Source organism: Aneurinibacillus sp. UBA3580, from assembly GCF_002375825.1.
Classification (GTDB): domain Bacteria; phylum Bacillota; class Bacilli; order Aneurinibacillales; family Aneurinibacillaceae; genus Aneurinibacillus; species Aneurinibacillus danicus.
In genome coordinates this window covers 6,955-18,950 of the sequence record NZ_DFMZ01000110.1, presented here as the reverse complement: position 1 = coordinate 18,950, position 11,996 = coordinate 6,955, and the positions used below count along the sequence as shown (strand labels likewise).

At 47.4% G+C, this 11,996-nt stretch carries 11 protein-coding genes and 2 pseudogenes; 7 read left to right on the top strand and 6 right to left on the bottom strand.

Annotated features, from left to right (window positions below; all coding sequences use genetic code 11):
* Window positions 1-138: 138 nt before the first annotated feature.
* The 3 genes from lplT to B2899_RS15445 all read right to left on the bottom strand — a co-directional run bounded on the left by lplT (window position 139) and on the right by B2899_RS15445 (window position 2,903).
* A complete protein-coding gene (gene lplT, locus B2899_RS15455; RefSeq protein ID WP_286886971.1) occupies window positions 139-1,344 on the bottom strand; it encodes a lysophospholipid transporter LplT in 1,206 nt (401 codons plus the stop codon).
* Between the two features lie 307 nt (window positions 1,345-1,651).
* Complete coding sequence (locus tag B2899_RS15450) at window positions 1,652-1,969, bottom strand: hypothetical protein (protein WP_286886968.1); 318 nt, start codon at window positions 1,967-1,969, stop codon at window positions 1,652-1,654.
* Window positions 1,970-2,315: 346 nt separating this feature from the next.
* Window positions 2,316-2,903 carry a DUF502 domain-containing protein gene (locus B2899_RS15445; RefSeq protein ID WP_170230073.1) on the bottom strand — a complete coding sequence of 196 codons (588 nt, stop codon included), beginning with the start codon at window positions 2,901-2,903 and terminating at the stop codon, window positions 2,316-2,318.
* A 189-nt stretch (window positions 2,904-3,092) separates the two neighbouring features.
* Between B2899_RS15445 and B2899_RS15440 the strand changes: the two genes are divergently transcribed.
* From B2899_RS15440 to B2899_RS15425, 4 genes are all read left to right on the top strand, one after another.
* On the top strand, window positions 3,093-4,160 hold the full coding sequence (locus B2899_RS15440) for an HD-GYP domain-containing protein (RefSeq protein WP_286886965.1): 1,068 nt from the start codon (window positions 3,093-3,095) through the stop codon (window positions 4,158-4,160).
* 117 nt (window positions 4,161-4,277) lie between these two features.
* Window positions 4,278-5,054: an ABC transporter ATP-binding protein gene (locus B2899_RS15435; RefSeq protein ID WP_146808159.1), complete on the top strand. Its 777-nt coding sequence runs from the start codon at window positions 4,278-4,280 to the stop codon at window positions 5,052-5,054.
* A gap of 73 nt (window positions 5,055-5,127) precedes the next feature.
* Window positions 5,128-6,465: an FAD-binding oxidoreductase gene (locus B2899_RS15430; RefSeq protein ID WP_414631787.1), complete on the top strand. Its 1,338-nt coding sequence runs from the start codon at window positions 5,128-5,130 to the stop codon at window positions 6,463-6,465.
* A gap of 67 nt (window positions 6,466-6,532) precedes the next feature.
* Entirely contained in the window at window positions 6,533-7,588 is a 1,056-nt protein-coding gene (locus B2899_RS15425) for an ABC transporter substrate-binding protein (RefSeq protein ID WP_286886960.1), read from the top strand.
* 47 nt (window positions 7,589-7,635) lie between these two features.
* Here the strand turns inward: B2899_RS15425 and ytvI are convergent, their stop codons facing one another.
* Together ytvI and B2899_RS18510 are read right to left on the bottom strand one after the other, a co-directional pair.
* Complete coding sequence (gene ytvI, locus B2899_RS15420) at window positions 7,636-8,670, bottom strand: sporulation integral membrane protein YtvI (protein WP_286886958.1); 1,035 nt, start codon at window positions 8,668-8,670, stop codon at window positions 7,636-7,638.
* A gap of 5 nt (window positions 8,671-8,675) precedes the next feature.
* Window positions 8,676-8,941: pseudogene (locus B2899_RS18510) on the bottom strand (cation transporter); the annotation flags it as partial.
* A gap of 154 nt (window positions 8,942-9,095) precedes the next feature.
* Here B2899_RS18510 and B2899_RS15410 point away from each other — a divergent pair.
* Window positions 9,096-10,148 carry a DHH family phosphoesterase gene (locus B2899_RS15410; RefSeq protein ID WP_146808155.1) on the top strand — a complete coding sequence of 351 codons (1,053 nt, stop codon included), beginning with the start codon at window positions 9,096-9,098 and terminating at the stop codon, window positions 10,146-10,148.
* Between the two features lie 83 nt (window positions 10,149-10,231).
* On the opposite strand, the gene B2899_RS15405 is transcribed toward B2899_RS15410, so the two are convergent.
* Window positions 10,232-10,876 (bottom strand): 3D domain-containing protein, encoded by a 645-nt coding sequence (locus B2899_RS15405; RefSeq protein ID WP_286886956.1) that lies wholly within the window; start codon window positions 10,874-10,876, stop codon window positions 10,232-10,234.
* A 226-nt stretch (window positions 10,877-11,102) separates the two neighbouring features.
* Between B2899_RS15405 and B2899_RS15400 the strand changes: the two genes are divergently transcribed.
* A complete protein-coding gene (locus B2899_RS15400; RefSeq protein ID WP_286886955.1) occupies window positions 11,103-11,684 on the top strand; it encodes an N-acetylmuramoyl-L-alanine amidase family protein in 582 nt (193 codons plus the stop codon).
* Window positions 11,685-11,783: 99 nt separating this feature from the next.
* Window positions 11,784-11,996, top strand: a pseudogene (locus tag B2899_RS15395) (tRNA 2-thiouridine(34) synthase MnmA); the annotation flags it as partial.

The following is an 11,996-nucleotide window of genomic DNA, read 5'->3' as shown; positions in this document are numbered from 1 at the left end:
AGAAAAAGGCCTTCGCCTTTTTCACCATTAAAATCCTCTCTTCATTCCTTTCTCTCTTTTCCCTCGTACCACAAAAGTCAGCCGCCTTTCCCACGATTTTCATGTCGGGGTTGCGGCTGAGATGCCATGGTGGTTTTTTTATAGCGTACGACCGGTGCTTTCGATGGAGAGTACGCTCGAAGCTATCAGCTTTTTCTTCAGGAAATGAAGATAGAGCACGAAACCGAGCAGAACCAGACCGACCGTCACAATCGAGACGGGAGCGGTGACGCCTGCTCTGGTTGCGCCTGTATAGATGCCCATGCCGATCAGCATCATCGTATTGTTAATGAAATTCTGTACTGCGATTGCTTTCCCTGTCCCGCTTAATTTATGTCCTTCATCCTGCAGCACCGTATTCATCGGTACGATAAATGCGCCACCCATAAAGCCGATCGCCATCAGCACCGCAATTGTCAGATACAGATCGGACATGAAAACCGAAGCAACGACAAGGAGAGCCATCATGAGGCCATACAGGTATGAGCGATAATACTTGTGCGCCGGGATTAAATACGGGGTCGCAAGCGAGCCGATAATGATACCTACGCCCGTTACAGCGACAAGCATCGAAATTTTGTCCAGCGACGTGATGCCCAGCATGAGCGGAATCCAGGCAATAAATGCAAAGCGGAGCACCGTGGATGACATCCAGAATGAACTGGTACCTACCAGGGAGAACCGGCATTTTGGATTCGAGAAGAACAGCTTCACATCAGAAATAAAGTTCCTAAGCGCTCGGTTATAGCGAATGGATGAATTGCCTCCCGTCCTGGGGATTGCGAATGTTCCGGCGATGGAGACGAGGTATAGTCCGATACAGACGGCCATCGACCAGAACAGCGAGTATTCCGCAAGCATCCCTCCCGCTACTGACCCGGCGAGAATAGCAAAAATTGTATATCCTTCAATTTTGCCGTTTGCCTTGAGCAGAGCCTCTTTGCTGTTAGTCAGCTCGGGTAGAATACCGTATTTGGCCGGGCTGTATGTTACGGCACCGATACCGACCACCAGATAGCTAAGTACCGGTGAGAGTCCGGTCATCATCAGAAGAATGCCGATAGCTTTGACGGTATTGCCCACAAGCAGAACCCAGGACTTGGCGTTACGGTCGGCGAATGGCCCGACGAATGGAGCGCATACGACATACGCCAGCAGAAACGCTGATTGGACCAGCCCGATATAGAAACCGGGATACCCCTCCTGGCGCATGATGGCAAGCACGATAAAGATAATCATGTTGTCCGCAAAAGCGGACAGAAACTGTGTAAAATACAGAGCTTGCAGCGGTGGGATTCGCATCATTCGTTTCCTTTCTCAGGACTTTACCCATTGTTTTAATGTGACGTAATCGACGCTGCCGCTGCCGAGCAGAGGCAGCGGTTTCATGTGCTGAATCTTTGAAGACAGCAACAGCGGATCGGCCATCGCCATTTCTTTCCTTTATTTCTTTTTTATATTTTAGAAAATTATACCAACCAACCTATCTGCCTACAACTCTTTTCCGCATATGAATCGAAAGTTTGTAATTTTGAAATATTAAATGTTACCTGCTATATTGCATGAAAAAAAGACGAGAGTTTATACATTCAACTCTCGTCTTTTTTTCATTCTAATTTAAAATAGAAAGAATGTAAGACGTAAACATAATCCAAATCAAATCCAGACAGGCCAGCACAATGGTTGTGATGGAAAGCTCCAGGAAAAATGAATTATGGGCCAGATATTTCCGGATAGGCGCGATGGTCGAAGCTGCCAATACAAGGCCGGTTAGCACTGTGCCCCATTCCAGAAAAACGAGCAACGTACTGTATGATGTAAATGAAGAGAAGAAAGACAGCAAGGAAAATAATAAGGAACAAAAGACCAAGAGAAGACTGATGAGAGTTCTGGCGGATACTTTTTTTTCTATAAGATCCACGCGAGCCATGTGACTCCTTCCCCCTTTTATAATATATAATTTTTCTCTATTACATTACCCCTTTATTTAGTAATATAAAACATATTATGGTAGTGTTTTTAAATAATAGGACATAGGTATGGAGGAGGGGGAAAGGTATGAGAGAAGTCGCAAAATCTCAATGGATTTTCAGCCGCAACCCCGACATGAAAATGAGGAGAAGGGCGGCTGACTTTTGAGGTACGAAGGAAAAGAGAGGAAAGAATGAAGAGAGGATTTTAATGTAGAAAAAGGCGAACGCCTTTTTCTTCCCTGGATCTTCTTTCCTCTTTCCTCTCCTTCTTTCCTCACGATTTTCACAGAAAAGATATGCCGGTTAACCTGGCATGTCTCCTTCTTCTTTTTTTGAAGCAACACCGGCGGTCAGGCAGAAACGCATCGCTTCTTCAACCGGTGTATCGATAAATTCCACCCGTTCGCGCGGATAGAGACGCAGCTCACCGCTGACCTGCAGTGCATGTGGCACGTAGACTGCGATATAAGACGTATGCAGATGAAAAGCGGTAACGTCTTCCGTAGTGAGAAACCCAATCCGTTTTCCTCCGTCTTCGTGCGTAACAAGCACAACCTGAGAAAAGGCCCGCTTTTCTCCAATAAGAGAATGTATAGTATCTTTCACCATGCTATAAATTGTTTTTAAGCCGGGAAAACGCGCGATTAATCGCTCCGTCCATTCAAGCAGCTTGCGGCTCAGCCAGAGCTGGCTTATGAATCCGATGGCGATAAGAAGCGTAACCGTGACTATGACACCCAATCCCGTAATCGGAGGCAAATTCATGGACAGTAGAATTTGCTTGCCGAGACTGTCTACAAGCTTGAAGATATAGACCAGAATATAGAGGGTAATGCCGATAGGCGCCATTACGAGCAGGCCGTTTAAAAACCAGGTTACTAATCGTTTCATACAGGACATAGTCTCCTTCTCAGAAATATCGGCATAAGCATATCATTTTTTCTTGCCTTTCGCATCCTGAAAAGCAAAAGTATCTGGTAGTCACAGTATATTGTGACTGGATGACATACTATTCTGCGTTATAATAGTAATGAATATACAGTCCTTACAGAGTTTACAAGTCGAAGGAGAGAAAGAGACATGCGCCATGTTAGTTTAGATAGCCTGGAAGCGGGGCAGGTTTTGGCCAAAAGCATTTATGCAAGTGACGGACGAACGCTGCTGAGCCAGGGAGTGTTGCTGACGCCGGGAATGGTAAATAAGCTGCACCGCATCGGCGTCACCATGGTTTATATAGAGGACAGCCGATTTGAAGACATCAAAGTGGAAGAAGTAGTTTCAGAGGAAACGCGCCGTGAAGCGATTTCTCATGTCTCCAATATATTGGAATGCGTACAGGAAGGCAAAAACTTTGACACAACGGCCGTGTCCAAAACGATGACGAATATCATTGAAGAGATTCTGGCACAGAAAGATGTAATGCTCAATCTCGATGATATTCGCACAAAAGACAACTATCTTTTTATCCATTCATTGAATGTCTGTATCATGTCTACCATTATCGGCATCAATCTGGGATACAGCGTCACCAAGCTTAAAGAGCTGGCTCTGGGCGCTCTGCTGCATGATATCGGAAAGGTTATCAAAAATACGGACGATCCGCTCAAACGGTATAGCCAGGAGGGAGATCACCACGCCTGGGTCGGCTTTAACGTACTGCGCAAACGCCATGAGTTGAGTCTATCAAGCGCGCATATCGCCCTGCAGCATCATGAGCATGTGGACGGGACAGGGGAGCCGCGCAACCTTAAGGGGCCAGAAATTCATGAATACGCAAAAATTGTGGCCGTTACGAATTTCTACGATAATTTGATTTCCCCTTTTGCGCCGGAGCCGACGCTGCTGCCGTATCAGGCGAACGAATATTTGATGGGGTTGGCCGGTAAGAAGTTCGACCATAACATTGTTATTCAGTTTTTGCGTTCGATTGCCATGTATCCGACCGGGAGTTCCGTTCAGCTCAGCACCGGAGAAATCGGAGTAGTAGTCGGTCAGCATAAAGGATTGCCGTCACGTCCCTTAGTCCGCGTATTTAAAGAAACCGGATCGTCTGAGCGGGATAAATTCGCCTATGATCACACTGAAGTGAAAGAGTATGATTTGGCCAAAGAGACGACAGTATTTATCCGCTCGATTTTAAAATCATAGTTTGCGGTTGCACCACCGTACTGTATGGTTCAGTGGTTTTTGTATTTACAAAACGATTGTATGATTCTATACTTTTCAGAAAATATGAAAATTAACGGGAGAAAAGGAGTCAGGAACATGGTAATTGACATCAAAAATGTAAGCTGGAAGCGTGGCAATACATATATATTGAAGGATGTGACATGGTCCGTACAATCGGGTGAGCACTGGGTCATTATGGGGTTGAACGGCTCAGGGAAAACATCGCTGCTTAATATTATTAACGGATATATGTGGCCGACAAAAGGCGAAGTGAGTGTATTGGGCAAGAAGTTTGGCGAATATGACTTGCGTAAACTGCGCCAGTCCATTGGCTGGGTCAGCTCTTCCATGCAGGAGAAACTGTATAAAAACGAAACGGTGGAAAATATCGTGCTAAGCGGCAAGGTGGCTTCCATGGGATTGCTCTACGAAGAGCCAGAAGCGGCCGATTATGAGAAAGCATACCAACTGCTTGAGCAGATGGGATGCCTGGGGATGGAAAAACGCATATATGAAAGCCTTTCGCAGGGAGAGAAACAGCGTGTGCTCATTGCAAGAGCATTAATGGCCTCGCCTAAGCTGCTCATTCTGGACGAGCCGGCTACGGGACTTGATATTTTTGCGCGCGAGCAACTGCTGGAGCGGATTCAAGATATGGGAAGCCAGCCGGAAGGGCCGACGATGATCTACGTATCTCACCATATTGAAGAGATTGTGCCTGTTTTTCGCCATGTACTGCTTTTGAAGGAAGGGCAGGTATACGGCGCGGGTCTTACACAGGAGTTGATGAATGCAGAGAACTTATCCAGCTTCTTTGGTACCGAAGTGGATGTAGCATGGCGCAACAAGCGGGCCTGGATGCAGATGGCATAACGGAGAGGGAGAAGAAAAAGAAATGGGATCAGACGTCAAAATAACGAATGATATTGCGGGAGAGCTAAGAAAGATGATTGATGCTGACCGTGTCACGATCAATCCAAACGTATTGGAGCAGCATGGAAAAGATGAATCATACCATACACCGCGCCTTCCGGATGTGGTGGTATTTCCGAAAACGACAGAAGAAGTAAGTCGAATCGCCGAGTGGGCTAATGCACATCGTGTTCCTATTGTTCCATTCGGCGTCGGCTCCGGGATGGAAGGGCAGGTTATTCCGCAGCAGGGCGGTATTTCACTCGATTTTGGGCTGATGAACCGGGTGCTTGAAGTGCGGCCACAGGACTTTCTTGTGCGTGTGCAGCCGGGGGTAACCCGTATGCAGTTGAATAAAGAATTGAAGAAATACGGTCTCTTCTTTTCGGTAGATCCGGGAGCCGATGCGACGATTGGCGGGATGGCCGCAACGAATGCAAGCGGGACGACGTCGGTACGCTACGGCGTTATGCGTGACCAGGTGCGGGATATGGAAGTAGTACTGGCGGATGGCAGGGTGATTCGTACCGGCAGTATGGCTGCAAAATCATCATCGGGCTATCATCTAAACGGATTATTCATCGGATCGGAGGGAACGCTTGGCATATTTACCGAGCTCACGCTGCGTCTGTATGGCATTCCGGAAGCGTCTGTTACGGCACGGGCCAGTTTTCCGGCCGTAGCGAACGCAGTGGAAGCAGCCTGCGCGATTATGGGAGCCGCCATTCCGGTTGCACGCATGGAGCTTATCGATGGTCGTTCTATTCGGCAGGTAAATGCGTATAAAGGAACGGATTATCCGGAGTTTCCTACCTTATTTTTTGAGTTTCACGGGAACGAAGCAGGTCTTGCCTGTGACATTGCATTTGCGAGAGAAATTGTAGAGGATCACGGTTGTGGCGACTTCCTATTTGAAACCGATTCACTGAAACAAACGGCATTGTGGGAAGCACGTCATCACTTGGCCTATGCGTTTCTGCATGGATATCCGGGCAGGAAAGCAATGACGACCGACGTTTGTTTGCCCCTCTCTGAGCTTGCAGGCGCCATTGACCACGCACGGGAGCTTATCGAGCGAACGGGCATGGTCGGAGGTATCGTCGGACATGTCGGAGACGGGAATTTTCATTCGCTGTTGATGGTACATCCGAACAATCCCGCCGATTTGGAACAGGCGGAGGCGGTGAATACGGAGATTGTAGGCTATGCGCTGAGTCGGGGCGGCACATGTACGGGAGAGCACGGTGTCGGTCTGGGCAAGGCGAAATATCAGCGACAAGAGCACGGTGACGCGCTCGATGTTATGTATGCAATGAAGCAAACGCTTGATCCGCATAACATTTTAAACCCGGGCAAGATTTTCATCTTTTAAAGCAATACAGAGTTAGTGTATAATAAATTATCAGAAAAAAACAACAAGTTAAAAAGGGGAGTTATTCATGAAACAGAGATCGCGCACACTGGGTGTATGGTTTCTTTTGTTGTGCCTGCTATTGGCGGCCTGCGGCGCTAAGACGACATCCGATCAGCAGCAAGATTCAAGCGGCGGGCAAAAAGCAGGACAGGCCAAGGAAAAAGTACAAATCGGCATTACGCAGATCATTGAGCATCCGGCTCTCGATGCCGCCCGTGAAGGCTTTATCAAAGCGCTGAAAGATAACGGCTACGAAGACGCCGAAATTGATTATCAATCTGCACAGGGAGACCCGAGCACAGTCGCTTCTATCGCGCAGAAATTTGCGGCTGATAAGAAAGACGCTATTCTGGCCATTTCTACGCCGAGTGCGCAGGCAATGGTAAAGGCAACACAGAATACCGACATCCCGGTTTTCTTTACGGCAATTACCGATCCGCTGAGCGCCAAGCTGGTGGACAATTTGGAGAAGCCGGGTAAAAATGTTACCGGTTACTCCGACACCCATCCGGAGACCATCACAAAGCTTGTGAAGCTGATTAAAGAGCTGAAGCCGGATACGAAGAATGTAGGCATTATCTACAATTCCGGTGAAGCGAATTCTGTGGTGAATGTAGAGAACGCCAGGAAAGCGCTCCAGGCAAACGGAATGAAAGCGGTAGAGGTAAACGCTAGCAACACCACGGAAGTTAAGCAGGCGGCCGACTCGCTGGTAGGTAAAGCGGATGTTATCTATGTGCCGAAGGATAACACGGCGGTTGCGGCGCTGAAAACGATTGTGCAGGTAGCGGAAAAAAATAAAATTCCGATGTTTGTAGGCGAAATGGATTCGGTACGTAATGGAGGATTCGCCGGTTTCGGGGCGGATTACCATGATCTTGGCTATCAAACAGGTCTGATGGCGGTGAAAGTGTTGAAAGGCGAAGCAAAACCAGGTGATATCCCGGTTGGCTTCCCGAAAGAGCTGAATCTTGGAGTTAATAAAGAAGCTGCCGCTAATGAAGGTATCGATCTTGAAAAGATCAAGCCAATTATCGAAAAGTATAACCCGGTCTACTACGAAAAAACCGAGAAAAAATAAAGAGCAGAAAGAGCCGCTGGCGCAGGATGGCGGCTCTTTCTTTGTTTTTAAAAATGAATTTTGAATTTGAGAAATCCGGCTTTGCGCAGAGATTCGAAAATGATCACAAGTGCGGGACCGAGAATTAATCCAATAAAGCCGAGCAGTTGAAAGCCGATATACAGGCTGATCAGCGCGGCCAGCGCACTGATGCCGAGGCTTGATCCGAGCACCTTCGGCTCAATTGTGCGCCGGATAACCGTAATGACGATAAACAAGATAATAAGCCCAATCGCAAGGCGCGAATCGCCAGTGGCGAAGCTGTATAGCGCCCATGGTACAAGAAATGATCCGGTACCAAGAATCGGGAGAATATCAACAATCACAATAATCAAGGAAAGCAGAAGCGCGTACTTCACTCCCAGAATGAGCAGACCGATTAATGCCAGCACATATGTAAGCAGGCTGAGAATGACCTGTGCACGAAGAAATCCGACGGTTGCGCGAAACAACTGGGTCATGACCAGCTCTACCTTCTCCCGCGCCGAATCGGTGAACAGATTCAGGAAGTTTTGGTGCAGGCGAGGCAGGTCAAGGCTGATTAAGAACAGCGCTACCAAATAAATAATAGACACGATAAGAAAGCCCGGAATCGTGGCGACACCGCCAAGCAGCACTTTGGTTATCGTAGTGGCAGCGTTGGTGGCCGAGTTTTTCAATGCTGCCACTACATCTTGAACAGTTGTCGCAGTATCAAAAGGGAGTGAACCCGCGAACGTCTCCCATTTCCACATAGATTGCTCAAAAAATTCCATCACTTTCGTGGAGAATGCGGGAAGTCTCTCCGACAATTCTACGCTTTGTACCACAAGGATGGAACCGATCCGGTATCCGCCCAGGCCGAACACAGCAAAGAACAGCAGGAACGTCAGCGTTACAGCCACGAGGCGGCTCACATTCAGGGTGCGCATCAGCGCTTTGACAATCGGTTCAAGAAAAATTGCGGTTAAGAGCGCCAGAACAAACGGAATAGCATACGGGATAATGAATACTGCAAGGGCCAGAATGATGAGCCACAAAAGCGTTTTGCGAATAGTCGCCATGTCTTCTACTCCACTTCATCTAGTTTCTTTGGTTTCCAGTCTCTGACACCGTTATCTTCTATGATGCCCAGCGTGACATCGGTGATGCCCGGCTTCTTCAGCAGCATATTGACGATTTTTTCTTCGACAATACGGGGGCTGCCACGTCGATTAAGCCAAGCATATTATCGTAGCCAAAACGGAATGCCACGCCAATTATTAGGAAACCAATAATAATTGTAGCAATTCCATCCAATTCTTTAAAGGTGGTAAATTGACTTACCATGACAGCATGCCCAGGGTTCCTTATGCCGGCTATCTACCACATCCTTTTTCTACAAGAAAGTTACCCGTTTTGGTTACATTAAAAACAGCAGGAGGCAAAACGGCGGAATGCTGTTATAATTGACATAAGCGGTTTAATTTTATATGAGGTGCAAAATAACATGAAGTCACAAGCAAATTCGAGCATGCAGGAATTTCTCGCGCGGGCGGAGCGTATGGGCATTAAAGTCCAAATTCGCTCGAATAATCTCGATACGTTGTTTAGCGAGCCGGGGCGAAGCAAGGCGCGCGAGACAAGACCTCATGCCGTAAAGCTGTTTACGCATAACGACACGGACGGCGTCAGCTGTGGTATTCTAGGGAAGCTGGCGTTTGGAGATGATATCCAGATCGATTACTGTAGTTACGATGATATCAATGATAAAGTCGGCAAGTTTCTTACACTGCATCTGGATAAATATGACAAAGTTTTTATCACCGATATTTCGGTAAACGAAGAAATTGCAGCCCGGATTGAAGGGATGGGGGCACGTTATAAAAGTAAATTCCTTCTGCTTGACCACCACCAGACTGCGGATTGGCTCAACCGGTACGAATGGGCGCAGGTAACGGTAGAGAAAGACGGCGTGAGAGAAAGCGGCACGACGCTTTTTCATACATACTTGACGGAAGCGGGATTTCTTGCGAACAGTGAAGAGTTGATGAGATACGTTGAACTGGTAAGGCAGTATGATACATGGGACTGGAAAGAGAACGGAAACCAGCATGCGAAGCAGTTGAATGACTTATTTTACATTCTCGGACGGGAACGATTTTTCCGGCGTTTTACAGCGGATTGCTCTCCGAATTTCACGGATACGGAAGCGATGCTTCTGGAAATTGAACAGGAAAAAATCGAAAAATACATAAAAGGAAAAGCGAAAGATATCTATGTGCAGACTATCCATGGCTATAGAGCGGGCATTGTATTTGCCGAACAATATATTTCCGAGCTGGGTAACGCATTGGCGGAACTGAACCCGGAGCTTGACTTCATTGCTATTGTGAACCTGTCGCGTGTCATCAGCTACCGTACGATTAAAGAAGAGATAAATCTGGGAGAGGTTGCCGCCATCTTTGGCGGCGGCGGACATGCGAAAGCGGCCGGCAGTCCGGTCCCGAAAGAAGTAAGGCAGGCTGTTACCGATTTGCTGTTTGCCTTTCCTGTTGCATAAAACGTGAAAAACTGCCGTCTGCTTCTGTGTAGAGAAGCGGCGGCAGTTTTTTGCTTCCAGAGAATGCCTGTACCTGGAAAGTTTTATTTGGGTACGCTGATTACTTTTACCTGTACATCTCGTCTTCCCCAGTTCAGAGCCTCTTTCGTGGTGGAGAAAGCAAGGTCAATTGCGTTGCCTTTGATGGCCCCGCCCGTGTCTTCCGCACGGCATTCTCCATATCCCTCCACCCAGAGAACGGTTCCGAGCGGGATATAATCGGGATCAACAGCCACGATTCCGGGGCGCACTTTTGTGCCGGACTTGGTTGTGCCGGGACCGGTATAACCGGAAGCGTTTGCTGTAAATACCATGCCTTCCTGTACTTTCTTCATTGTGGTACTGCGGGCCGGTTTCTTTTTCCGAACGAGCGCACGGTTGGTTTGGCGCTTCTGTACAGCGGTGACCTCCATGCCCCTGGTTGTCTCCGCCGGCGCCAGGCCGAGCGGCACTAATTCTTTTGCTGAGACTTCTCCGCTATGGTATGAGAAGGTATGGTATGTAAGCGCGGCAGATGACAATAGCACACGCTCGCTTTTCTCTGGGTGTTGAGGAGTTTCAGCAAGAGAATTAATCACATAGATAAAAAGAAACAGCCCGATAATCGGACTTCCCAGCATAAATGACCATTTGTATTCCCTGAAAGTCTTTACAGAACGGAATAAAGAAGTGTGCGGATTCTTTCGCATGAAGACCTCCTTTGGCAAAAGTATGGAAGATGGAGCTGGTTTGCTTGATTGTACCATATGATAGGATAAAAGTCACTATTTATCTGAAAATTTAATCAGGTTATGGTTTTATGAAGAAGGCCAGTCTTCAGGGCTGGGTGATTTTAAAGACCTATGTACATGTTATGTAGAAGGATAATTCATGTGTATAAAAGAGAAAAAAGAATAAGGTGAGGAGGATAAGAACATGATAAAAGTTATAGTTATTGATCCCGGACATGGTGGTCACGACCCGGGGGCTGTAGGCAACGATTTACGGGAAAAAGACCTAACATTAGCTATCGCACAGCGGGCAGCCAATTATCTGCGGGTGAGGGGGGCAGACGTACGTCTTACACGAAACGACGACAGAGTGTTTCACTCTAACAAAGCAGCGGATTTGAATGCACGCGCCGATTTTGCCAATAACCTGCATGCGGATTATTTTGTTTCTATCCACATTAATGCTGGGAGGGGAACCGGTTTCGAGAGCTATATCGTTCCCTGCGTGGTCAACCGGGAAGCCGGCCGGCGCCAGGGCATTCTTCATAGTGAAGTGGCAAGAGTTTTTCATAGCGCGGGACTGCCTGACAGGGGAAAGAAGACGGCAAATTTTGCAGTGTTGCGCCGTACCCGTATGCCGGCCATTCTTCTGGAATGCGGGTTTATTGACCGGACAGAAGACGCGCTGCGGTTAAAAAATCTTGCTTTTTTGGATAATGTAGCACAGGCAATTGCCAGAGGAGCGGCACTGGCGTCCGGCTTGTCGGAAGCAAATCCTGCTTTGTAATTCCTTTTCGTTTGTTTGTAAAGCTGAATATTTGTTAGTATAATAAAAGCTGAAGCAAATTCTTTGCTATTCAATTAATAAACAAGGAAGTTGGTATAGATGGATAAAGCACCTGAAAATACACGAGTGGTCGTGGGAATGTCCGGAGGTGTGGACTCTTCTGTCGCCGCTCTGCTCCTCAAACAACAAGGATACGATGTTATCGGGATTTTTATGAAGAATTGGGATGATACAGATGAATTCGGCCACTGTACGGCCGAAGAGGATTACGAAGATGTGCGTCGGGTTTGCGCCCAGATCGGCATTCCTTAT